Below are 24,419 nucleotides of genomic sequence, written 5' to 3' on the forward strand. Positions count from 1 at the left end.
GCATCACACGCGATGGCCGCTTCGCCGCGCTGACGAACTATCGCGCGCCGAGCGAAGTGCGTCCGGATGCGCCGACGCGCGGCCTGCTGGTGAGCGCGTTTCTGTCGGGCGATCGCGTCGCGCCGCTCGACTATTTACACGATGTCGCGCGCGACGGGCATCGATATAACGGGTTCAATCTGCTGGCCGGGGATTTCACGCGCGGCGAACTCGGCTGGTACGGCAATCGCGCCGATGCGCCGCCGACGTTGCTCGAGCCCGGCGTGCATGGCTTGTCGAACAGCTTGCTTAACACGCCGTGGCCGAAACTCGTCGCTCAGCGCGATGCGTTGCGCGATCTCATCCACGCGGATCAGCAGCCGACGCTGGATGAGATGATCGACACATTACGCGACCCGCGTACCGCCAACGACGATGCGTTGCCGTCCACGGGTCTTTCGATCGAACGTGAGCGGGTGCTGTCGGCGGCGTTTATCGAAGCGCCGGGGTATGGCACGCGTAGCACGACGGCGCTGCGTGTGATGCGCTCGTCTGGCGGTCTATCAGTCGAGATAAAAGAACGCAGCGATGACGATGGTTCGCATCGCATCGTGCGGCCGGGGAAGTTTGAGCGGGCGTTTGGGTTCAGCGTTTAGGCGTTCAACGCCTCCCGCAACGCCCTCACCACGTCCGCGTGTGCGTCAGCCACTTCCGGCACGAAGCCGCCCATCTTCATGAACTCGTGGATCATGCCTTTGTATCGCACGAGGGCCACGGGAACGTCTGCTGCTTTCAACAACGCGGCATACGCAACATCTTCGTCATAAAGCGGATCATGATCCGCCGCCCCGATCCACGCAGGCGCGACGCCGCGATAGTCCGGCAAGCCGTCCGCTGCATCGAGCGGAGCGAAGCGCCAGTCGTCGCGGTCCGAATCGTCGCGTAAATACTGCTCGAAAAACCACTGAATGGTCTCGCCCGACAGCAGATAACCTTCCGCCAATTCCCCGTGCGATGCGCTCGTTTGCCAGGCGCTCGTCCCCGGATAAATCAGCAATTGCAGCTTCAATGCGATGCCCGCATCGCGCGCCAGCACCGCGCACACGGTCGCGAGCGTCCCGCCCGCACTGTCCCCGCCGACGACGATACGCGCCGGATCGATACCGAGCGTCAGCGCCTCGCGCACGAGCCATTGCAGCGCATCGAAGGCATCGTTGACGGCGACGGGAAACTTGTGCTCGGGCGCGAGCCGGTAATCGACCGATATCACCGCGCACTGCGCATCGCGCGCGAACTTGCAACACAGCGCATCGTGCGTCTGTGTGCTGCCGACCGTGAAGCCGCCGCCGTGAAAGAACAGCAGCGCGCCGCTCGGTTCGGCCCAACTCGGCTCGTCCGGCTGATAGACGCGCACGTTGATTTCATCGCCATCGCGTACGGCGATGCGCTGATCTTCGACGCTGAACATCGGCAGCGGCGCGATATCGAGGATCGGCGCGCTCATCGCGTAAGCGGCGCGTGCCTGTTGTGGCGTGAGCTGGTGATACGGCTTGCGGTTCGCGCGTTCGACCATATCGAGAATCTGCGCGATTTTCGGGTTAAGAGGCATCTTTGCGCCTGAGCGACATGGGATCGGTCGGTGCGCGAAGCTGCGCGATATCGTCGAGCCGCAGTTGCACCGACGGCATGATGTTCGGATGCGTGATGACGTAGAAACGGCCTTCGCGCACGGCATCGAACGTGATGTCTGCCACTTCTTGCGCCGACAGCTTGCCGCTTTCCACCGCGCGCGTGAGTTGCCGCGCCGCGAGCTTTTGCGATGACGTGTACGGCGACTCGTTCGCCAACGCAGAAGGCCGCGAGCGCTCCGCATCCGCGATGCCCGTCGGCACGAAGGCCGGACACAGCAGCGACACGCCGATCGACGCGCCCGCCAGCCGCAAGTCTTGATACAGCGTTTCCGTGAGCGCGACGACTGCGTGTTTGGACGCGTTGTACACGCCCATTGCGGGCGCGGCGAGCAGTCCTGCCACCGACGCCGTATTGACGATATGCGCAGGATCGCCCTGCTCGATCATGCGCGGCACGAACGCGCGCAGACCATTGGCGACGCCCATTACGTTGACGCCGAACACCCATTGCCAGTCGTTCGCGCTGTTCTCCCACACGAAACCGCCCGCGCCGACGCCCGCGTTGTTGAACAGCAAATGCGCCGCGCCGAAGGTATCGAACGTGGCTTGCGCGAGTGCATCGACTTGTACGGAATCCGAAACATCGGTGCGCTTGCCGATGACTGGCGTATCGATTTGCTCGATAGTTGCAGCGAGCGCATGTTCATCGACATCGGCAAGCACGAGTTTCATGCCGAGCGATGCGGCTTTCAAAGCGAACGCGCGCCCGAAGCCGCTGCCCGCACCCGTAATCACCGCCACTTTCCCTTCGAAACGCTCCACGCTGAATGCCTTCTAAATAAGCTTGACCAGTTGTTTGCCGAAATTCTTGCCGCGCAGAAGACCGAGAAACGCTTCGGGCGCGTTCTCCAGTCCATCGGCAATGCTTTCGCGGAAATGCAGCTTTTTCGATGCAACGCGCTCGCCCAGTTCCTTCAACGCCTGCGGCCACACTTCCATGTGCTCCGCGACGATAAACCCCTGCATCTTGAGCCGCGAACGCACGAGCAGCGATGCGCCTTGCATCGGCACGACTTCGCCGTCATAACCGGCAATCATCCCGCACATCGCCATGCGGCCGTGCGCGTTCATGCGCGGCAGCACGGCATTGAGCACTTCGCCGCCGACATTCTCGAAATATCCGTCGATACCTTCCGGCGCGGCGGCCTTCAGATCGTCGTACAGCTTGCCCGCTTTGTAGTCCACGCAGGCATCGAAGCCGAGCGTCTCGACCACATAGCGGCACTTGTCTTCACCGCCCGCAATACCGATTGCACGACACCCCGCCGCCTTCGCCAGTTGCCCGAGCACGCTGCCCACGGCTCCACTCGCCGCGCTCACCGCGATCGTCTCGCCCGCCTTCGGTTCGATGATGCGATTCAGCCCGTACCACGCCGTCACGCCGGGCATGCCGACCGCGCCGAGATACGCCGACAGCGGCACGTGCGAGGCATCGACCGTATAGAGACCGGTGCCATCCGATGTACCGATTTCCTGCCAGCCGAGCATGCCGACCACCTTGTCGCCAATCTTGAACTTCGCGTGACGCGACTCGATTACTTCGCCGACCGTGCCGCCGATCATCACTTCGTTCAGCGATTGCGGTGGCGCGTAACTCTTGGCTTCGCTCATGCGGCCGCGCATGTACGGATCGAGCGACAGATAGTGATTGCGCACGCGCAGTTCGCCATCATTGAGTGGCGCGAGCGGCGTTTCGACCAGCTTGAAATTATCCAGCGTCGCTTCGGCTTTCGGGCGCGATACGAGCAATACCTGACGATTCATCATTGCGGCTCTCCGTATTTCCGTGAATTTAAGCGGTTTCAGGCGTCGCTCGGTCCCGGTTTGGCTTGCGGATCGGAGCGCATTTTCTGCCGGACGATATCGCGTCCGACCGCGAGCCGCTTCATATATTTGAACGTGCCGAGCGCCTTGGCGACGAAGTGGCCTTCGCTATCGCGAATCTCTCCTTCGCAATACGCCATCGTCGTCGAGCGATGCAGCACGCGGCCGAAGCCGGTCAATTCGCCGCGCCCTGGCTGCATGAAATTCACCTTCATTTCGACGGTGACCACGCCCACGCCGTCGCCCGCGACGCTGCGTGCGGCAATGGCGAGCGCGGCATCGAGCATGGTCATCGTGACGCCGCCATGCGCGATGCCCCACGTATTCAGATGCTCGTGCTGCAAGGGCATGCGCACTTCGCTTTCACCGTCCTCGGCCTTGATGAACTGCATGCCGAGCATATCGATGAACGGGCTTTCGATTGCGGGCGGGTTGGTGGTCGAATTCGACATCGTCATTCCACTTCGTAATCGACGCATTGGCGCTCGTCGCGGACTGCCGCTACGAATTCCTTGAGTGCCTGATGTTTCGGATGCACCTGATACGCTTCGAGCGCGGCTTTATCGTCGAAATCGGAAACGAGCACGACGTCGTACGTGCAGTCATAACCGGGCTGCGCGGTGCCGACTTCGAAATGTCCCTGCCCTTTGACGATACTGCGGCAAGTCTCCAGCTTCGCTTTGAGCTTCAGCGCGTTCTCGGCGCGGCTCGCGCCTTCCGCGTGTTCCTTCAGCTTCCACATAACGATGTGACGTAGCACGGCAGCTCCTTTCTTGCGAATGTGCGAATGAATCTCGAAGCGTAGCAAACTTCGCGGCGAGCTGAAGGCCCGCTTGAAGACCCTCAACCGTCACACGATTTCGAACAAGCCCGCCGCGCCCTGACCGCCGCCGATACACATCGTCACCACGACGAATTTCGCGCCACGCCGCTTGCCTTCGATCAGCGCATGCCCCGTCAGTCGCGCGCCCGACACGCCATACGGATGCCCGACCGCAATGGCTCCGCCGTTCACGTTGAGCCGATCATCGGGAATGCCCAGCTTGTCGCGGCAATACAGCACTTGCACGGCGAACGCCTCATTCAATTCCCACAAACCGATATCGTCGATAGACAAGCCCGCGCGCTTCAACAGCTTCGGCACCGCGAACACCGGACCGATGCCCATTTCATCCGGCTCGCAACCGGCCACCGCGAAGCCGCGAAAGATGCCGAGCGGTTGCAGACCTTCCTTCTCCGCAAGCGACGCGTTCATCACCACGCACGCCGATGCGCCATCGGAAAACTGGCTTGCATTGCCCGCCGTGATGACGCCACCAGGCAGCGCCGTGCGAATGTTCTGCACACCTTCGAGCGTGGTGTCGGCGCGGATGCCCTCGTCTTTATCGAGCGTGACTTCCTTCGTGAACAGCCGTCCCGAAGCCTTGTCCGCGATGCCCGCGAGCACGGTGATCGGCACGATTTCATCGTCGAACTTGCCGGCTGCTTGTGCCGCCGCCGCGCGCTGCTGCGAACGTACGCCGTATTCGTCCTGATGCGACTTCGGTATCTCGTAGCGCTTCGCTACGGTCTCGGCGGTTTGCAGCATCGACCAATAGATTTCGGGTTTGTGCGCGTCGAGCCAGCCTTCCTTCAGCATGTGCCGGTTCATCTCGTTCTGCACACACGAAATCGATTCGACGCCGCCCGCGACGAACACATCGCCTTCGCCCGCGATCACGCGCTGCGCCGCCAGCGCAATCGTCTGCAAGCCCGATGAGCAGAACCGATTCACCGTCATGCCCGGCACGCTCACCGGCAAGCCCGCGCGCAACGCGATCTGCCGCGCGATATTCGCGCCCGTCGCGCCTTCGGGATTGGCGCAACCCATGATGACGTCCTCGACGCGCGCCGGATCGATTCCCGCGCGTTCGATGGCGGCCTGCGTCACATGACCGCCGAGCGTGGCGCCGTGCGTCATGTTGAGCGCGCCGCGCCACGATTTGGCCAGCGCCGTACGCGCCGTCGATACGATGACTGCATCGGTCATAGTGTCGTCTCCTTCGTTTTCAGAACGTCTTCGGATTGCACGCGTTGCACGCCGGCACGGCGCATGTCCTGCCACGCTTTTTCCAGTGATCCGTTCAGGTCGATGGCGCGGCACGCATCTTCGATCACGATCACGCCGAAACCGGCGGCGCGCGCATCGAGCGCGGTCCACGCGACGCAATAGTCGGTGGCGAGTCCCGCGATCCACAGGCGTTTCGCGCCGACTTCGCGCAGATACCCGGCGAGACCCGTAGGCGTTACGCGATCCGCTTCGAGAAACGCGGAGTAACTATCGACATATTGATGATGGCCCTTGCGAATCACCAGCCGCGCCTGCGGTCCATGCAGATCGCGATGCAGCCGCGCGCCTTCGGTGTCCTGCACGCAATGCACCGGCCACAGCACTTGTTCGCCGTACGGCAGGCTCATCATCTCGAAAGGCTGACGGCCCGCGTGATTCGTCGCGAACGAAACGTGCGAACGCGGATGCCAGTCCTGCGTCAGCACGACATGTGAGAACGCGGGCGCAAGGCGATTGATGACGGGCACGACTTCATCGCCCTGAGCGACGGCGAGTGCGCCGCCGGGCATGAAGTCATATTGCACATCGACGATAAGGAAAACATCTTCCACGGGTTTCATGATGATGTCGGAATTCACGAGTTGAAGCGTCCGTCGGACGCGGCGAGTTCGGTAATGCGCGCGGCGGGTTGCCAGCCGTATTGGCGCATCGCGCGTTCCACGTTACAGAGGCCGATGGTGTCGGCATAGAGCATCGGGCCGCCGCGCCAGAGCGGGAAACCGTAGCCCGTCAGATAGACCATATCGATATCCGATGCCTTCGACGCGATGCCTTCTTCCAGTATCTTCGCGCCTTCGTTCACGAGCGACAACACGAGCCGCTCGACGATTTCCTGATCACCGATCTTGCGCCGCTCGATGCCCAGTTCCTTCGAATACGCGACGATCATTTCATCGACCACGGAGGATGGCTGGGCATCGCGCTTGCCGGCCTGATAGTCGTACCAGCCCGCGCCGGTCTTCTGCCCAAATCGACCGATTTCGCATAGCCGGTCGGCGACGCGCGAATACTTCAGATCAGGCTTCTCCTGATAACGCCGCTTGCGAATCGCCCAGCCGATATCGTTGCCGGCGAGATCGCTCATGCGGAACGGACCCATCGCGAAGCCGAAGGTTTCGATCGCGCGATCGATCTGCGCGGGCAGCGCGCCTTCCTCCAGCATGAACAGCGCTTGCCGGATATATTGCTCGATCATCCGGTTACCGATGAAACCATCGCATACGCCCGAGACGACGGCGGTTTTTTTGATCTTCTTCGCGAGCTGCATGACGGTGGCGAGCACATCCTTTTCGGTCTTCTCGCCGCGCACGACTTCCAGCAGCTTCATCACGTTCGCGGGACTGAAAAAGTGCATGCCGACGACATCGCCCGGACGCTTGGTGAAGGCCGCGATCTTGTTCAGATCGAGCGTCGATGTGTTCGATGCGAGGATTGCGCCGGGTTTGGCGACTTCATCGAGTTGGCTGAAGACTTGCAGTTTCACGTTCAGGTCTTCGAATACGGCCTCGATGATGAGATCGGCGCGCGCAAGATCGGCGTAGGCGAGCGTCGGCTGAATCAGCGCGATGCGTTCATCGGCTTTCTCTTGCGTCAGCTTGCCCTTCTTCACTTGCGCTTCGTAATTGCGGTGGATCGTGGCGAGGCCTTTGTCGAGCGCTTCCTGCTTTGTTTCGAGCAGCGTCACCGGCAGGCCCGCGTTGATAAAGTTCATCGCGATACCGCCGCCCATCGTGCCCGCGCCGACCACACCAATTCGTTCGATACTGCGCGTTGGCGTTTTCGACGGCACATCGGCGATTTTGCTGGCGGCGCGTTCGCCGAAAAACGCATGCCGCAGCGCGCGGCTTTCAGGCGTTTGCACGAGCGCCAGAAAACATTCGCGCTCGAATGCCAGCCCGCGATCGAAGCCTTCTTTCACGCCCTTTTCGATGGCATCGATGCATTTGTGCGGCGCTGGAAAGTGCCTGGCTACAGCGGCCACGCTATTGCGCGCGAACTGAATAAATCCCTCGGCATTCGCATGTTCGATACGACGATCGCGTGCTTTCGGATGCGGGCCTTTCTGTTCCGCCGCGCGCTGAGCGAAGCGGATGGCGGCATCGAGTAAATTGCCTTCGGTGAGTTCGTCGAACAATGCGGTATGCGCGAGTTTTTCCGACATGACGGGCGTGCCCGTGACGATCATGTTCACCGCAGTTTCAAGCCCGACCACGCGCGGCAAACGCTGCGTGCCGCCCGCGCCCGGCAACAAGCCGAGCTTCACCTCCGGTAACGCAATCTGCGCCCCCGGCGATGCAACGCGATAGTGCGCGCTCAGCGCCAATTCGAGTCCGCCGCCCATCGCGACGGAATGGATCGCGGCGACCACGGGTTTCGCGCTGCCTTCGACTACCTCGACGACGGTCAGCAGTGTCGGCTCCTGCGTCGCTTTCGGCGTGTTGAATTCGGTGATATCCGCACCGCCCGAAAACGCCTTGCCCGCACCGATAAGAACGATCGCGCTGACACTCGCATCTTCGTTCGCACGCGTCACACCTTCGACGATACCGAGGCGCGTCGAATGGCCCAGTCCATTGACGGGCGGATTGTCGAGCGTGAGAACCGCGACGCTGTCGCGGATGGTGTAGGTCACTGCCATGAGCCTGTCTCCCTTCAAGGCGTTGCCCGCGCATGCGAGCGCCCGGTGATGTGATTTTGGGGTATCGCGTGAGATTACACAAAAGTGTACGGGCGTTCAATTGGCCGGATGGATGAGTGGTGCGAGTAGTGATCGAAGACAGTGAATAAAGATTGGAATCCTACGTAAATGATAAGTCTTGTCCCACGTAAAAACGCCCCGTAAAAACGGGGCGCTTCAGCCATCGTGCAAGACCCCGCCTCAAACCCGATCCTCCACCGCCCCCGGCAACACATACTCCCGATAAATCTCCCGCAACCTCACCTTCTGCAACTTCCCCGTCGCGGTATGCGGCAACTCGTCGGCGAAGATCACGTCATCGGGAATCCACCATTTCGCGACTTTCCCCTCGAAGTGCGCGAGCAGTTCTTCGCGCGTCACCGTCGCATCCGGTTTCAGCACCGCGACGATCAACGGGCGCTCCGTCCACTTCGGATGCGAACACGCAATACACGCCGCCTCCGCCACCTGCGGATGCGATACCGCGATGTTCTCCAGATCGATCGAACTGATCCACTCGCCGCCCGACTTGATCACGTCCTTGCTGCGGTCGGTGATATGCATAAAGCCATCGGCATCGATGGTGGCGGCATCGCCGGTCGGGAACCAGCCGTCGATCAGCGGTGACTCGTCGCGACGGAAGTATCGGTCGATCACACACGGTCCGCGAACGTAAAGGTCTCCGAATGATTTCCCGTCCCACGGCAGTTCGCGTCCATCGTCGCCGACCACTTTCATATCAACGCCGAACATCACGTGACCTTGCTTTTCGAGCGCGCGAAGCTGTTCGTCACGCGGCCGTTGCTTCTGTTTGAAATTGAGCCGCGCGAGCGTGCCGAGTGGCGACATTTCCGTCATGCCCCATCCATGAATGACGTCCACGCCGTACTCTTCTTCGAGCGTGTGCAGGATGGACGGCGGACAGGCCGAACCGCCGATCACCGTGCGCTTCAGCGTCGTAAAGCGTTTGCCCGTCTGCTTCAGATACGCGAGCAATCCAAGCCACACGGTCGGCACGCCGCACGTGAAGGTCACGCCTTCCGCTTCCATCAGTTCGTAAAGCGATTGTCCGTCGAGATCCTTGCCGGGCATCACCAGTTTCGCGCCGGTCAGCGGGGCGACATGCGGCATGCCCCACGCGTTGACATGAAACATCGGCACTACGGGAAGAATCGAATCGCTCGATGAAGCGCAGGTCGAATCCGGCAACGCAGCGGCATAAGCATGCAGCACCGTCGATCGATGCGAGTACAACGCGCCCTTCGGATTGCCCGTCGTGCCCGACGTGTAGCAAAGAATCGACGCCTGACGTTCATCGAAAACGGGCCATTCGAAATGGCCATCGTGCGCGGCAATCAGCGTTTCGTAGCTTTGCACCGGCACGCTCAGATTGCCGAGATGTTCGGTGATGCACGAGGCATCGCCCAGTGCGATCCAGCCTTTCACATTCGGACACTGCGGCGCGACGATCTCGACCAGCGGCGCGAAGGTCATATCGAAAAACACGTACGAATCGCGCGCATGATCGATGATGAACGCAATCTGATCCGGAAACAGCCGCGGGTTGATCGTGTGGCAGACCGCGCCCATACCGGGAATGCCGTAATAGCACTCCAGATGCCGATAGCCATTCCACGCGAGCGTGCCGACCCGGTCGCCCTGCTCGACGCCGAGCGCGATCAGCGCCTGCGCAAGCTGCTTCGCGCGCTTCTCGCAATCGCGATACGTATAGCGATGAATATCGCCTTCGATTCGCCGCGACACGATCTCGGTGTCGCCGAAATGGCGCGCGGCATGGGACAACAGGGACGACGCGAGCAACGGTATATCCATCATCTGGCCGTAGAGCGGCGACGTCATAGGCGAAGTCCTCTGTAAGTGACGAACGGTAATTGATGCGGGTATTCGATGCGCGGGAGCGCTCCTGCAGGCCCGCAGGAGCGGATTTACAATATCGTTTAACTCAGAGGCGCTCAATATGTCGTTTTCCCCAAGCAATGCCGTGCGCGCGGCGCGCGACGAGACGTTCTCCATGCTCCCCGAATCGATGGATGCCCTCGCCGCCTCCGTTCAATCGAGCCGCGAAGGATCGTTTGCGGCGCTCGGTTCCGCGTTCCTCACGCGCCTTCCGGCCGCGCCCGTGCCCGATCCGTATGTGATCGCGATATCGCGTGAAATGGCGGCATCGCTCGGCTTCGATGCACAACTCGCCGATGGCCCCGAACGCGATGCCTTCGCCGCGTATTTCGCCGGCAATCCCACGCGCGACTGGCCGTCCGACGCGCTGCCCTACGCCGCCGTTTATTCGGGCCATCAGTTCGGCGTCTGGGCCGGCCAATTGGGCGATGGCCGCGCGCTCACGCTCGGTGAAATCGAGCACGACGGCGCGCGCCTCGAACTGCAACTCAAAGGCGCGGGCCGCACGCCCTATTCGCGCATGGGCGATGGCCGCGCCGTGCTGCGCTCATCGATCCGCGAATTTCTCTGCTCCGAAGCCATGCACCATCTCGGCATCCCGACCACGCGCGCGCTTGCGCTGATCGGCTCGGATTTGCCGGTGCGGCGCGAGAGCATCGAAACGGCGGCGATCGTCACGCGCGTGGCGCCCAGTTTCGTGCGTTTCGGGCACTTCGAGCATTTCTATTCGAACGATCGCATCGGTGAATTGAAGACCTTGGCGGATCATGTGATCGACCGCTTCTATCCGCAATGCAAAGCCGCCGACGATCCGTATCTCGCGCTGCTCGACGAAGTGCTGAAACGCACCGCCGAACTGATAGTGGAATGGCAAGGCGTGGGCTTCTGTCACGGCGTGATGAACACCGACAATATGTCGATTCTCGGTCTGACGATCGATTACGGCCCGTTCGGTTTTATCGACGGATTCAATGCGCATCACATCTGCAATCACTCGGATACGCAGGGACGTTATGCGTATGCGCGTCAGCCGCAGGTCGGCTACTGGAATCTGTTTTGTCTGGCGCAGGCGCTGGTTCCGCTGATGGGCGCGCATCTGCCTGAAGAAGGCCGCGCGGAAAAAGTGGTCGAAGAAGCGCAGAAAGTCATGGAGCACTACAAGACGACTTTCGGCCCCGCGCTGGAAAGGAAAATGCGCGCGAAGCTCGGCCTCGAAACCGAACGCGACGATGACGCGAAACTCGCCAATGCGCTATTCGACATCATGCACGCGAATCGGGCGGACTTTACGCTGACGTTCCGCAATCTCGCGAAGCTGTCCAAACACGATGCGAGCCACGATGCCCCCGTGCGCGACCTTTTCCTCGACCGCGCCGCTTTCGATGCCTGGGCGGTTCAATATCGCGAACGCCTCTCGCACGAATCCCGCGACGACACCGCCCGCGCCGAAGCGATGAATCGCGTCAATCCGAAATACGTGCTGCGCAACCATCTCGCCGAACAAGCGATCCGGCAGGCCGCGCAGAAAGATTTCACGGAAGTGGCGCGGCTGCTCGACGTGCTGCGCTATCCGTATGACGAACAGCCGCAATACGAGGCCTACGCCGGCTTGCCGCCCGACTGGGCAAGCGATCTCGAAGTGAGTTGTTCTTCGTAGCATCGCCCATACATAGATTGCCTGATGGCCCACAAGACAAGGACCGACATGAGACACGACGACACGCCGAACGCCTATCCGCTGCAGAAAGACGACGCCACCTATCGCCGCGACCTCGACGAGACGCAGTATCAGGTCACGCGTCACGCCGCGACCGAGCGGCCGTTCACCGGCAAATACTGGGATCACACCGAGCGCGGCGTCTATGACTGCGTGTGCTGCGGCACGCCGCTGTTCGAATCCGACACCAAATTCGAGGCCGGTTGCGGATGGCCCAGCTACTTCAAGCCGATCAACGGCGAAGTGATTCAGGAGAAAACCGACCGCACGCACGGCATGCTGCGCATCGAAGTGCTGTGCAAGAACTGCGGCGCGCATCTCGGACACGTGTTCGAGGACGGTCCCGCGCCGACCGGCCTGCGCTATTGCATCAACTCGGCTGCGCTACAATTCGAATCCAAGTAAGCGCGCCCAAATCTGCTTTGTCCCTCGAACGCCCGCTTTTCAACGGGCGTTCTTTTCAGGCGCCGCCGTCGCATCTTCGTTTTCTCCGTGCCCTTTTTCTCCGACGCCAATGAAATTTCTGTTCGATCTGTTTCCGATCATCCTGTTTTTCGTCGCATTCAAGATCTGGGGCATCTACACCGCGACCGGCGTGGCGATCGCGGCAACGCTCGTGCAGATCGCGTGGGTCGCGTTCCGCCACCGCAAGGTCGATCCGATGCTGTGGGTGAGTCTCGGCGTGGTCGTCGTATTTGGCGGCGCAACCCTGGTGCTCCACAACGATACCTTCATCAAATGGAAGCCGACCGCGCTCTACTGGCTGTTCGCGGTGGCGCTGATCGTTGCGCAAGTCGGATTCCGCAAGAATCTGATCGAAGCGATGATGGGCAAGCAGATCGTGTTGCCGCATCGCGTGTGGGGACAGTTGAACGTGGCGTGGTCGGTGTTTTTCGCGCTGCTCGGCATCGTCAATCTGTTCGTCGCGTATAACTTCACGACCGATCAGTGGGTCAATTTCAAGCTGTTCGGCGCGACCGGTTTGCTGGTGGTGTTCATCGTCGCGCAGAGTTTTTATCTCGCGAAGTACATGAAGGAGGACAACCAGTGAATGCCGATTTCGACTTCATGGCAGCGAGCGCGCAAGAGAAGATTTCGCATCTGGAAGCGAGGCTCAATGCGGCGCTCGGGGCTACTTCGGTGCATATCGAAGACGACAGCGCGGCGCACGCGGGACACGCCGGCGCGGCGTCTGGCAGCCACTACACCGTGACCATCGTGGCGGATGGCTTCGCCGGGAAGGCGCGGGTGGCGCGGCATCGGCTGGTGTATGATGCGCTGGCCGAAGAGATGCGGCGCGGCATTCATGCGCTGGCCATCAAGGCTTATACGCCGCAGGAGTTCGCAGAACTCTTCCAATGACGCTTGCGCGCTGACTCTTTTCAATCCGCTTTGTCTTTAACTCTCGCCTTTTCAGGCGTCCGTTTGCTCAGTTAGGAACTTCGATGACTTTGAAAAAAACCCGCGTCTGGGTGTTGCTGGCTGCATTCGCGGCCGCTCCCGCGTTTGCGCAAAACATCGCCGTGGTCAACGGCACGCCGATTCCCACCTCGCGCGCCGATGCCCTCGTGAAGCAACTCGTCGCTCAAGGTCAGCAGGATTCGCCGCAGTTGCAACAGGCCGTGCGTGAAGAACTCGTCAACCGCGAAATCCTGATGCAGGAAGCGGCGCGCGAAGGCATCGCCACGCGTCCGGATGTGAAGGCGCAGATCGCTGTCGCTCAGCAGACCGTGGTGCTGCGTGCGCTGATCGAAGACTACGTCAAGAAAAACGCTCCGACCGATGCCGAAATCAAGGCGCGCTATGACGACCTGGTCAAGCAGAACGGCGGCGGCAAGGAATTGCATCTGCATCACATTCTGGTCGATAACGAACAGCAGGCGAAGGATCTGATCGCGAAGATCAAGGGCGGCGCGAGCTTCGAAGATCTGGCCAAGCAATATTCGAAGGATCCGGGATCGGGCAAGAATGGCGGCGATCTGGATTGGTCGTCGCCTTCGGCTTATGTGCCGGAATTCGGTGCGGCGGCTGAGAAGCTGCATAAGGGTGAAGTGACCGCCGAACCGGTCAAGACGCAGTTCGGTTGGCACGTCATCCGTCTGGACGATAGCCGTGAAGTTGCGCCGCCGCCGCTGGATCAGGTCAAGGCGCAGATCGCGCAGCAGATTCAGCAGGAAAAGCTGCAGGCGTTTGAAGAAAGTTTGAAGAAGAAGGCTGTGATCAAGTAAGTCACGCGCCGTCTTCTGTGCCGCAAAACAAAGCCGCCCTTCCGGGCGGCTTTGTCGTTCTTACTGCGTAAGCGTCAACGTCGGCCTCGTCACCGCGCCGATACGCGTCAGCTTCGGCATTTCGCGGTTCTGCACGACGCTCGCGAACGCCGCCCAGTCCTGCGCCAACGCCGCTTTATCGACCTTGTCGGTATCGCCCATTTTGTAGCGTTCGCCCGCCACATAAGGACGTTCCCACGACGCGCGATGCCACGCCCGCTCCGACAGCGCCAGCAGCCGCGGATACACCATGTACTCGAACTGCTGGTCGTTGCGCATTACTTCGGCCCACGCCTGGCCTTGTATGCCTTCGAGCTTCGGCGCGGGTCCCGTTCCCGTGACTTCGAACGGCTTGCCATCACGATCGCCCATGATTTCGGCGTTCTGCGGCAGGTTGTCCGGCGCAAGCGAGAACACCTTGAAGTTGTCCGTCGCGTGCGATCCCCAGTAGTAGCCGCGCTCATGCTGATCGTAGGAATATGGGAAGTCGAAGTACAGATAGTCCGGCAGCGCCAGCACCGTTTTGTAGCCCTGACTGCTCAACGATTGCACCGTGTCCGATGCGCCCCAGAAAATGGTGTCCCACATCGTCACCATCATGTTCGACGTGGCGAAGTCGCCGGGGCCGCTCGCGTGCTTGATGCCGTCCTGCCACGCGGCCATTGTGCCAATGCCGTTCGCCTTCACAATCTGGCTGACCTGGCGCGCGAACATCGACGGCAGTTCATCGACGGAGGCGGCTTTGCCGCTGGCGATCAGCGCCGAGCACATCGGCGAGCGTGCGAAGGGTTTGTCCTGCGCGGCGAGGTTGATTTTGCCCTTGGTCGGATCGGTGCCATCGAGATTCTGGAAGCCGCCGCCGAGCAGAATGTTCTTCGCTTCGTCGCCGCCGAAGTGCCAGATGGAAAGCGGCGCGCCCGCTTCGCGATGCATCGACGCGACTTCGCTGATGACCTTCGTGACAAAGCGACGCGCGCTGTCCGAGCACGGATTGATGAAGCTGCGGCGATCGTAGAACTGCACGGTAGTGACGTTCGATGTATCGGCGGGATCGAGCAGGCGGTAGGCGTTCGCGCCTACCACATCGCCTTGCGCGGCCAACCGCCGATAACGCGCTTCCATCGATACCACCGCCGCGCGCGCGTGCCCCGGCATATCGATTTCCGGCACGATATCGACGAAACGATCCGATGCATAACGCACCAGCGCGACATAATCCGCGCGGCTCAGGTAGCCGCCGCCCGAGCGATTGTCCGGACCGGAGCCAAGCTGTGGCACGAGGCAGCGCGTTTCAGTCAGATCGTGGCAACGCTGCCCGCCGATCGACGTCAGTTCCGGCAGACCCGGAATCTCGATGCGCCAGCCTTCATCGTCCGAAAGATGCAGATGCAGACGATTGAGCTTGTACGCGCTCATCTGATCGATCAACCTTCGCAGCGTGGCGGGCTGATGGAAATTGCGCGCGACATCGACGTGCATGCCGCGATGCGCATAACGCGGCGCGTCTTCGATGCTCATCACCGGCACGTCGCCACCGTTCGATGGCGTGAGCGACAGCAAGGTCTGCACGCCGTAATAAAGACCGGCGTTATCGAACGCATCGATCGATGCGCCGTTGGCCGTGATCGTCAGCCGATAACCGCCCGACATCGCGATATCCGCAGGCAGCGCGCCACCGACCACTTGACCGCTCACATGCAGGCCCGCGTTGCCCAGTCCGAGCGCCGCCACGCGCGTTTGCAAGGCCGCTTTTTGCGATGCACTCAACCCAGACAGCGACAATTCGATGCCACCGACATGCGCCGTGCCCTCGCCTTGCGTCTCACGCAGCACCGAAGGCAACGCGCGCGCCGCAGTCTGCTGAGCCGATGGCATCGCGGCTTCCGCGCGCGCACGCAGCACTTGCGCGGGCGACGCGGCGAACGCAGCGGCATCGTCCTGACTGGGCGGAATGGCGTTGACGTATTGCGTTTCGTCGTCGGTGTCGTTGTGGCGCAAGACGACGGCGGGCGCGTTATCCGTAACCACGTACGAACGCGGCAGCAGATCGCTGTATCGGTCGTACCAGTATTCGCCGACGAACGGCACTTCGATCCGCTCGCCCGCGTTCAGCGTGAATGCGCCCGCCTGCGGCGTCAGTGCGTATAAATCGCCGGTGATATGACGCCAGGTGATCGACGGATTGTCGATACTCAGAATCCGTCGAATGCTGTGGATATAAAGCGTCCAGTTTCCCGCCGCGAGGCTCGTGCTGCCGGTGTTTTCGAGCACCAGACGCCCACGCGCGCAGCTTGCCGAATCCGCGCCGAGGCTGGCGCAATCGGTGCCGGATTTGCCGGCATCGTTCGCATCGACGGATACGCGGACCATCAGATTGCCGCCGAGCGCCGCGACGCGCGCGGTCGGCGAAAGATTGCCCGAATTCGAATCCGAGCTGCCGCTACATGCAGCGATGGCGCATGCCGCCACGAAAGCTGCTACTCCGCAGCCAATTCGCTTCCAACGCAAATAACTTGGTGATGCTAAACAACGGTCTTGCTGGCGCTTCATCTGTCTCCTCCGGTTGCGGCACCTTTCGCCGCGTCGGGAAACTATACCCGTAACTTACGGGCGCATTATTTTGGGATATGTGCCTGTCAGCAAGGTTCCGCGCGCGCAAATAAAAACACCCCGACGCGCGATGCGTCGGGGTGTTTTTGCGTATCGAATCAACCGAGCTTTTTAGCCGAGGAAGCGACGCGCATTCTGGAACACGCGCAGCCACGGGCTGCCGTCCGTGGTCCAGTCGTCGGGCGTCCAGCTCATCTGCACATTGCGATGCACGCGCTCCATATGCGGCATCAGCACGGTGAAGCGGCCATCCGGCGTGGTCACGGACGTGATGCCTTGCGGCGAGCCATTCGGATTGAACGGATACTGCTCCGTCGCCTGACCGCGATGATCGACGAAACGCATGGCGATCAGCGCCTTCGACGGATCGCCTTGCTGCGAAAAGTCAGCGAAACCTTCGCCGTGCGCAACCGCGACCGGAAGACGCGAGCCTTCCATGCCGCCGAAGAAAATCGACGGCGAGCTTTGCACTTCGACCAGCGAGAAACGCGCTTCGAATTGCTCCGACTTGTTGCGTGTGAACTTCGGCCAGTTTTCCGCGCCGGGGATGATCGAGGCGAGACTCGACATCATCTGACAGCCATTGCAGATGCCGAGCGCGAACGTGTCCGGACGGCCGAAGAACGCGGCGAACATATCGGCGAGGCGCGGATTGAAGCGGATGGTTTTCGCCCAGCCTTCGCCCGCGCCGAGCACGTCGCCGTACGAGAAGCCGCCGCATGCCACCGCGCCCGCGAAATCGGCGAGCGTCGCGCGGCCCGAGAGCAGATCGCTCATATGGACGTCGTGCGCGTCGAAGCCCGCGCGGTCGAACGCGTACGCGGTTTCCAGATGCGAGTTGACGCCCTGCTCACGCAGGATCGCCACACGCGGGCGCTTGTTCGTGGCGATGAACGGCGCGGCCACGTCTTCGCTCGGATCGAACGTGAGCACGGGCGAGAGGCCCGGATCGGCGGCATCGAGCAGCGTGTCGTATTCGGCGTCTGCGCACGCGGGGTTGTCACGCAGACGCGCGATACGCCAGCTCACTTCGCTCCACGCACGATGCAAGTCCACGCGCGGGGCATCGAAAATCTTCTTGGCGTCGCGATAGATTTCGATGGTATCCGTCGCATTCGGCTTGCCGATCACATCCGAACACGCCGACAAACCGTGCTCGCGCAGCGCCGCCAATACCGCATCGCGGTCCGATGCGCGCACTTGCACCACCGCGCCGAGTTCTTCCGAGAACAGCGCGCGGATGGTGCGATCGTCGCGGCGGCCGCTGGTCTGCTTGGCCCAGTCCTTGGCATCGCCGTAATCGGATTCGTGGTTGGGATCGAGCGTCAGCATATCGACGTTCAGCGACACGCCCACGTGACCCGCGAAGGCCATTTCGCAGACCGTCGCCCACAGGCCGCCGTCCGAGCGGTCGTGGTACGCGAGCAGCTTGCCATCGGCGTTCAGCGCCTGAATGGCCGCGAAGAAGCGTTTGAGATCTTCGGGATCATCGACGTCGGGTGTCGTGTCGCCGACTTGCTGCGTGACTTGCGCGAGAATGCTGCCGCCCATGCGATTCTTGCCGCGTCCGAGGTCGATGGAAATGAGCACGGTGGCGGCGTCGTTGACGAGTTGCGGCGTCAGGTGGCGGCGCACGTCTTCCACCGGCGCAAAGGCGCTGATGATCAGCGATACCGGCGACACCACTTCCTTCGCCGCGCCGCGCGCGTCCTGCCATTTGGTGCGCATCGACAGCGAGTCCTTGCCGACGGGAATGCTGATGCCCAGCGCCGGGCACAGTTCCATGCCGATGGCTTTCACCGTATCGTAGAGCGCCGCGTCTTCGCCTGCGCTGCCGCACGCGGCCATCCAGTTGGCGGAGAGCTTGAGCTTGCCGATCGATTCGATCGGCGCGGACGCGATGTTGGTCACCGCTTCGCCCACCGCCATACGGCCCGACGCGGGTGCATCGATAACGGCGAGCGGCGTGCGTTCGGCCATCGTCATGGCTTCGCCGCGATAGCCTTGATAATCCATCGTCGTAACCGCGCAATCGGCGACGGGCACTTGCCACGGACCGACGAACTGATCGCGCGCCGTCGTGCCGCCGACCGAGCGGTCACCGATCGTAATCAGGAACGACTTGCTCGCGACTGTCGGATGCTTCAGCACATCGACGGCGATTTCGGACAGCGGCATGCCGGTCACATCGACGGCTTCGAAACTCAGCGATTCGCGCTTCACGTCGCGGTGCATTTTCGGCGGCTTGCCGAGCAGCACGTCCATCGGCATATCGACGGGTTCCTGGCCTTCGTTGGCTTCGTCGATCAGCTTCAGTTGACGTTCTTCCGTCGCCACGCCAACGACTGCCACCGGGCAGCGTTCGCGTTCGCAGATCGCCTGGAATGCCGGCAGATCGTTCGGCGAAATGGCCAAGACGTAGCGTTCCTGCGCTTCGTTCGACCAGATTTCGCGCGGCGACAAACCGCTTTCTTCGAGCTGCACTTTACGCAGATCGAAGCGCGCGCCCTTGCCCGCGCCATCGACCAGTTCAGGGAAGGCGTTCGAAATGCCGCCCGCGCCGACGTCGTGGATCGACAGAATCGGGTTGTTTTCGCCCAACTGCCAGCACGTATTGATCACTTCCTGCGCGCGGCGCTGGATTTCCGGATTGCCGCGCTGAACGGAATCGAAGTCAAGCTCGGCGGTATTCGCGCCGGTCGCCATCGACGAAGCCGCCCCGCCGCCCATGCCGATACGCATGCCCGGTCCGCCGATCTGAATCAGCAGCGTGCCCGGCGGCAGATCATTCTTGTGCGTGTGCTGATCCGAAATATTGCCGATGCCGCCCGCGATCATGATCGGCTTGTGATAGCCGCGCACGCGCCCGCCGACGTTCTGCTCGTACGTGCGGAAATAGCCGCCGAGATTCGGCCGGCCGAATTCGTTGTTGAATGCCGCCGCGCCGATCGGCCCGTCGATCATGATCTGCAACGGCGACGCGATGCGGTCCGGACGGCCATACGGCTCATGCGATTCGGACGGATTGCGCTGGCCGAGCGTCACACCGCTGTCGCGGGCGTTTTCCCACTTCTGGCGCGCATCGGGCAAATCGAGATTGGAGACGGTGAAGCCCGCAAGACCGGCCTTCGGACGCGCGCCGCGGCCCGTCGCGCCTTCATCGCGGATTTCGCCGCCCGAACCGGTCGCCGCGCCCGCGAACGGCGAAATGGCCGTCGGGTGATTGTGCGTTTCGACCTTCATCAAGGTGTGCGTCAGTTCGACGTGACGCCCGTACTGCTCGCTTTCGCCGCGCGGAAACCAGCGCTCGGCATTGCCGCCCGCCATGATCGCCGAGTTGTCCGAATACGCGACGATGGTGCCTTCGGAATTCAGCTTTTCGGTATTGCGAATCATCTGGAACAGCGAGATATCCTGCTTCTCGCCATCGATCGTCCATTCGCCATTGAAAATCTTGTGGCGGCAATGTTCGCTGTTGGCCTGCGCGAACATCATCAGTTCGACATCGGTCGGATTGCGCTTGAGGCTTTCGAACGCGCTGACGAGATAGTCGATTTCGTCGTCCGCGAGCGCGAGGCCGAGTTCCATATTGGCCGCTTCGAGTGCGCTGCGCCCCGTGCCGATGATATCGACCGTTTGCAGCGGTTTGGCAGGCAGTTCATCGAAGAGATGCAGCGCCTGATCGCGCGATGCCGCGACGTGCTCCGTCATGCGGTCATGCAAGGCCGCTGCGACCGCGTTGCGCGCTTCATCGGACAAGGCTTTCTTGCCGCCCAGAAAACCGCTCTTCATGATGACCGTGTACTCGACGCCACGCTCGATGCGCCGCACCGTCTCCAGCCCGCAGTGATGCGCAATATCCGTTGCCTTGCTGGCCCACGGCGACACCGTGCCGAAGCGCGGCACCACCATGAAGGTTTCCTGATGCCCGCGCTCCTTCGGTTCCTCGAACGGCGCACCGTAGTGCATCAGCGCATGGATGCGGTTGCTGTCTTCATCGGTCAGCGGTTCGGACGAGTTGACGAAGTGCAGAAACTGACCGCGCACGCCAACGATGTTCGCGTCGATGCGGACGAGCGTTTCGAGCAGACGGGTTTGACGGAAATCGGAGAGGGCCGAAGCGCCGGGGAAACACGAGAAGTGGGCCATTGTGACGGTGCGTCGATGACGTCTGTGTGCCGTTTCAGGCGCTCGCCGGGGACGGGCGCAATTGCGGCGTGAGGCGAAAGGAAGACCGCGATTATAACCCGGATGCGTCTTGAAATCGGCCCGGGCGGCCCGCACGGCCGTGCAGCGCCGCCCGCCTCGGGCATCGCGCGGTGCGTTCCGCATCCTGAAATTATTCGCCTCGCCGATGCGCGCGCTTCCTGTGCGCCGTCGTTGCAGGATTGCCGTCCCTTCGAATCCGTTTTGGCGCTATCATGGCGCGCTTTCTTCGGGTGCGGCACCGCCGCCGCACTTGCCGTCACTTCGGCGTCGCATGCGGTTCATCGCAGTGCGTATCGTAGTGCGTTCGCCGCGCAGCACCAATCGCGCCTTCGGGCACCAAACAGTCATGGATGTCATTGTCATCGGCGGAGGAATCGCCGGCATCGCCACCGCGTATCAGTTGCTTCGGGCCGGGCATCGCGTCTGCGTCATCGAACGTCATGCGACCGTTGCGCAAGGCGCGACCTACGGCCAGGGCGGCGCGCTTCTGCCCTCTCCGCTCGATGTCTGGTTCGGCCCGACCTTCATGGCATCGACCCGTCCGAAGCAGTCCGGCATGATCGTCAAGACCGGTTTCGATACCGCTTCCCGCGACTTCATGAAGCAACTCGGCACGCTGCGCACGCCGGACGCGTTCGCCACGCAGTACGCGCGGCTGCATCCGCTGATCGATATCGCGCGGCGTGCGGTGGCGGATATCGAAGGAAGTCTGGAACTGGATTTCGAACAGCGGCGCGGCATGCTGCATCTGTTTCGTCATGCCCGTGATCTGGAACTGGTGCAGCCCGCGCTCGAAATGCTGAAGGCGCATGGCGTGGCGCATCGCGTGTTGACGCCGGAGCAATGTATCGTCGCCGAGCCTTCGGTGCTGGAAGATCCGCCGTTCGCGGGCGGCGTGCTGCTGTCCGAAGAGCGCACCGCGAACTGCCCGCTTTTCACCAAGCAACTCAAGCAGGTTCTCGAAGACGAAGGCGTGCAGTTCCGCATGAATCGCGTGGTGACGGGTTTGCGTCTCGACGGCGCGCGTGCCGCCGTCGAACTCGCCGATGCCACCGACGAGAAGCATCGCGGCGATATCGGCAGCATCGCGGCGGACGCGATCGTCGTGGCGGCGGGCGCGGATACGCCTGCGCTGCTCGCCGGTATCGGCAAAAACACGTCTTCGCTGTTTCCGATGCGCATTCACACGCTGGTCGCGCCCGTTGCTTACGAGGAGCGCGCGCCGCACCTCACCGTGGTCGATTCGGTCAAGCGCATCACCATGACGCCGAGCAATCAGCGCTTGCGGATTGCGGGCGCGGGCGTGTTCCAGCCGGTCGCCAAGGCCGAAAAGCCGCTCGATCCGAGCCTCGCCAAACGCGCGCTCGACGTACTCGGTCAGGGCACGCACGACTGGATTCCGGGCGCGGCGCGCGTCTCGATGGCGCGCGCCTGGGATGGCTTGCGCCTGATTTCCGTCGATGGCCTGCCCGTGGTCGGCGCGACGCGTCACCCGCGCCTGTTCGTCAACGCGGCGCACGGCCCGTCGGGATGGGGACTCGCGTGCGGCTCTGCTAAAGTGGTCGCGGATCTCGTCTCCGGCCAGCAACCGGACCTTCCCGACGACACGCTTTTCGCGCTGAGCGTCAACCGCTTCTAAGCTTGCCTTTGCTCAGGAAGTGGCACGATTGCTGCGGACAGCGACGCGTTTCGTTGCCCGCATCGATCAATCCGAGCCATGACTGCGTCCTCCTACTTTTCGCCCAAAGACGATTCGATCGCGCTGCTCACGCTGGCTGAGTTGCGCGCGCTCGAAGCACGCGCCGCTGCCGCGTTGCCGCCTCATACGCTGATGGCGCGCGCGGGTGCCGCCGCCGCGCAATGTCTGCTCGATACCTTCGAACACGATCCCGAATCGACCGCCCTGCCGGTGTGGCTCGCTGCCGGCCCCGGCAACAATGGCGGCGACGCGCTGGTGATGGCCGAGCAGTTGCATCGCGCGGGCGTGAAGGTGCGCGTGTGCATGCCGGTCGAAGTGAAACCGGACGATGCGCGTTGGGCGCTGGAAAGCGCGCGTGCTGCGGGCGTTGTCATCGATCAGGAACCGCCCGCTTCATTCGATGAATACGGCTGGCTTGTCGATGGCTTATTCGGCATCGGACTCACGCGGCCGCTCGAAGGCGTGTTCGCGACGATTGCCACGCGCCTGTCGCGCCACGCACGCGTGCTCGCGCTCGATATCCCAAGCGGCCTAAACAGCGACACCGGCGCGCCCGTCGGCGTCGGCGATGCGGTGCGCGCGAGTGCCACGATCACGTTTATCGGCGCGAAGCCGGGACAGTTCACTGCCGATGGCCGCGATCTGTGCGGCAAACTGTTCGTCGCGACGATCGGCGTCGAGCCGCCTGCCGCGCCGTCCATCGTGCTGAACGCGCCCGCGCTGTTCGCCCCGGCAATGCCGCCGCGCGACAACGGCACCAACAAGGGCACGTTCGGCACACTCGCGGTGATCGGCGGCGACACGGGCATGTGCGGCGCCCCGGTGCTGGCGGGTCGCATGGCGCTATACGGCGGCGCGGGCAAGGTCAACATCGCCTTTCTCAGCGATGGCTTTCCGCCCTACGACCCGCCGCATCCGGAACTGATGCTGCATCACGCCGACGATCTGAAGCTTGACCGCATGGATGCGCTGGCAATCGGCTGCGGCATGGGCAAAAGCGATCGCGCCAAACGTCTGCTGAGCGATGCGCTGAAACTCGACATCCCCAAATTGCTCGATGCCGACGCGCTCAATCTCATCGCCAAAGACGATGCGCTCGCCTCCGCCGTCGCCTCGTGCGGCACGCGCGGCGATCCGTGCATCCTGACGCCGCATCCGCTGGAAGCCGCGCGTCTGCTTCAATCGGACGATGCGAAAGCCGTGCAGACCGACCGCTTTCAGGCCGCGCGGCAACTCAGCGCGCGCTATGCGTCGGTCGTCGTGCTGAAGGGTTCAGGCACGATCGTCGCATCGCCGGATGGACGGTTGGTCGTCAATCCGACCGGCAATGCGGGACTCGCTACCGGTGGCACCGGTGACGTGCTCGGCGGATTGATCGGAGCATTGCTCGCGCAGAAGTTGCCCGCGTTCGAAGCCGCGCTTGCAGGCGTCTATCTGCACGGACTCGCCGCGCAAAGCCTCACCGATGAAGGTATCGGGCCGGCCGGACTGACGGCGGGCGAACTCGCGCCGGAAGTGCGCAAACTCATCAATCGGCTGTTCTACGCGCAGCACGCGCCACGGCGCATGTGACACCTTGCAAGCATCCGTTCATGCATCGTCGCTATACTCTTTTTGATTCGAGCATCCGCGGCGGTTTAGTCGCGTTCACGAAACATCCGACGCAACCCGCTAAGCCGCCGCGCATCAGCACGAACGTTTTCCTCTGCCACCTCAGAC

At 62.2% G+C, this 24,419-nt stretch carries 19 protein-coding genes; 8 read left to right on the top strand and 11 right to left on the bottom strand.

All coding sequences use genetic code 11. The features are described from left to right. On the top strand, nucleotides 1–635 hold a 635-nt coding region (locus P7F28_RS25355), incomplete at its 5' end, for an NRDE family protein (protein ID WP_277187529.1). Here P7F28_RS25355 and P7F28_RS25360 read toward each other — a convergent pair. From P7F28_RS25360 to P7F28_RS25400, 9 genes are all read right to left on the bottom strand, one after another. Further along, nucleotides 632–1,588 carry an alpha/beta hydrolase gene (locus tag P7F28_RS25360; RefSeq protein WP_277187530.1) on the bottom strand — a complete coding sequence of 319 codons (957 nt, stop codon included), beginning with the start codon at nucleotides 1,586–1,588 and terminating at the stop codon, nucleotides 632–634. The genes P7F28_RS25355 and P7F28_RS25360 overlap by 4 nt on opposite strands. Beyond that, nucleotides 1,578–2,432 (bottom strand): SDR family oxidoreductase, encoded by an 855-nt coding sequence (locus P7F28_RS25365; RefSeq protein WP_277187531.1) that lies wholly within the window; start codon nucleotides 2,430–2,432, stop codon nucleotides 1,578–1,580. The genes P7F28_RS25360 and P7F28_RS25365 overlap by 11 nt, the downstream gene beginning before the upstream one ends. 12 nt (nucleotides 2,433–2,444) lie before the next feature. Then, nucleotides 2,445–3,437, bottom strand: a complete 993-nt coding sequence (locus tag P7F28_RS25370; protein ID WP_277187532.1) for an NADP-dependent oxidoreductase — start codon at nucleotides 3,435–3,437, stop codon at nucleotides 2,445–2,447. Between the two features lie 35 nt (nucleotides 3,438–3,472). Then, nucleotides 3,473–3,952, bottom strand: a complete 480-nt coding sequence (locus P7F28_RS25375; RefSeq protein ID WP_277187533.1) for a PaaI family thioesterase — start codon at nucleotides 3,950–3,952, stop codon at nucleotides 3,473–3,475. Next, entirely contained in the window at nucleotides 3,949–4,254 is a 306-nt protein-coding gene (locus P7F28_RS25380; RefSeq protein ID WP_277187534.1) for a Dabb family protein, read from the bottom strand. Before P7F28_RS25380 ends, P7F28_RS25375 begins: the two co-directional genes overlap by 4 nt. Before the next feature lie 90 nt (nucleotides 4,255–4,344). Then, nucleotides 4,345–5,523: an acetyl-CoA C-acyltransferase gene (locus P7F28_RS25385; protein ID WP_277187535.1), complete on the bottom strand. Its 1,179-nt coding sequence runs from the start codon at nucleotides 5,521–5,523 to the stop codon at nucleotides 4,345–4,347. Then, nucleotides 5,520–6,164, bottom strand: coding sequence for a bifunctional nicotinamidase/pyrazinamidase (gene pncA / locus P7F28_RS25390; RefSeq protein WP_277187548.1), 645 nt, complete (start codon nucleotides 6,162–6,164; stop codon nucleotides 5,520–5,522). Before pncA ends, P7F28_RS25385 begins: the two co-directional genes overlap by 4 nt. Before the next feature lie 14 nt (nucleotides 6,165–6,178). After that, on the bottom strand, nucleotides 6,179–8,242 hold the full coding sequence (locus P7F28_RS25395) for a 3-hydroxyacyl-CoA dehydrogenase NAD-binding domain-containing protein (protein ID WP_277187536.1): 2,064 nt from the start codon (nucleotides 8,240–8,242) through the stop codon (nucleotides 6,179–6,181). A gap of 240 nt (nucleotides 8,243–8,482) precedes the next feature. After that, nucleotides 8,483–10,141 carry a 3-(methylthio)propionyl-CoA ligase gene (locus P7F28_RS25400; RefSeq protein ID WP_277187537.1) on the bottom strand — a complete coding sequence of 553 codons (1,659 nt, stop codon included), beginning with the start codon at nucleotides 10,139–10,141 and terminating at the stop codon, nucleotides 8,483–8,485. Nucleotides 10,142–10,259: 118 nt separating this feature from the next. Between P7F28_RS25400 and P7F28_RS25405 the strand changes: the two genes are divergently transcribed. The 5 genes from P7F28_RS25405 (at nucleotide 10,260) to P7F28_RS25425 (ending at nucleotide 14,143) form a co-directional block, all read left to right on the top strand. Beyond that, nucleotides 10,260–11,855: a YdiU family protein gene (locus tag P7F28_RS25405; RefSeq protein WP_370467404.1), complete on the top strand. Its 1,596-nt coding sequence runs from the start codon at nucleotides 10,260–10,262 to the stop codon at nucleotides 11,853–11,855. A 48-nt stretch (nucleotides 11,856–11,903) separates the two neighbouring features. Continuing rightward, nucleotides 11,904–12,320, top strand: a complete 417-nt coding sequence (gene msrB / locus P7F28_RS25410; RefSeq protein WP_277187538.1) for a peptide-methionine (R)-S-oxide reductase MsrB — start codon at nucleotides 11,904–11,906, stop codon at nucleotides 12,318–12,320. Nucleotides 12,321–12,429: 109 nt separating this feature from the next. Then, complete coding sequence (locus P7F28_RS25415; protein ID WP_277187539.1) at nucleotides 12,430–12,966, top strand: septation protein A; 537 nt, start codon at nucleotides 12,430–12,432, stop codon at nucleotides 12,964–12,966. A gap of 17 nt (nucleotides 12,967–12,983) precedes the next feature. Next, on the top strand, nucleotides 12,984–13,277 hold the full coding sequence (locus P7F28_RS25420; protein WP_277187550.1) for a BolA family transcriptional regulator: 294 nt from the start codon (nucleotides 12,984–12,986) through the stop codon (nucleotides 13,275–13,277). A gap of 83 nt (nucleotides 13,278–13,360) precedes the next feature. Continuing rightward, entirely contained in the window at nucleotides 13,361–14,143 is a 783-nt protein-coding gene (locus P7F28_RS25425; RefSeq protein ID WP_277187540.1) for a peptidylprolyl isomerase, read from the top strand. Nucleotides 14,144–14,203: 60 nt separating this feature from the next. Here the strand turns inward: P7F28_RS25425 and P7F28_RS25430 are convergent, their stop codons facing one another. Next, the gene (locus P7F28_RS25430; protein ID WP_370467405.1) at nucleotides 14,204–16,732 is read right to left on the bottom strand and encodes a family 20 glycosylhydrolase; all 2,529 of its coding nucleotides are present in this window, start codon (nucleotides 16,730–16,732) and stop codon (nucleotides 14,204–14,206) included. Nucleotides 16,733–16,903: 171 nt separating this feature from the next. Beyond that, nucleotides 16,904–20,941 carry a phosphoribosylformylglycinamidine synthase gene (gene purL, locus P7F28_RS25435; RefSeq protein WP_277187541.1) on the bottom strand — a complete coding sequence of 1,346 codons (4,038 nt, stop codon included), beginning with the start codon at nucleotides 20,939–20,941 and terminating at the stop codon, nucleotides 16,904–16,906. Between the two features lie 406 nt (nucleotides 20,942–21,347). On the opposite strand from purL, the gene P7F28_RS25440 reads away from it, so the two are divergent. Together P7F28_RS25440 and P7F28_RS25445 are read left to right on the top strand one after the other, a co-directional pair. After that, complete coding sequence (locus tag P7F28_RS25440; protein WP_277187542.1) at nucleotides 21,348–22,640, top strand: FAD-dependent oxidoreductase; 1,293 nt, start codon at nucleotides 21,348–21,350, stop codon at nucleotides 22,638–22,640. 78 nt (nucleotides 22,641–22,718) lie between these two features. Continuing rightward, a complete protein-coding gene (locus tag P7F28_RS25445) occupies nucleotides 22,719–24,272 on the top strand; it encodes an NAD(P)H-hydrate dehydratase (RefSeq protein WP_277187543.1) in 1,554 nt (517 codons plus the stop codon). Nucleotides 24,273–24,419: the final 147 nt, after the last annotated feature.

Origin of the sequence: Caballeronia sp. BR00000012568055 (genome assembly GCF_029439455.1) — a bacterium.
GTDB lineage: Bacteria > Pseudomonadota > Gammaproteobacteria > Burkholderiales > Burkholderiaceae > Caballeronia.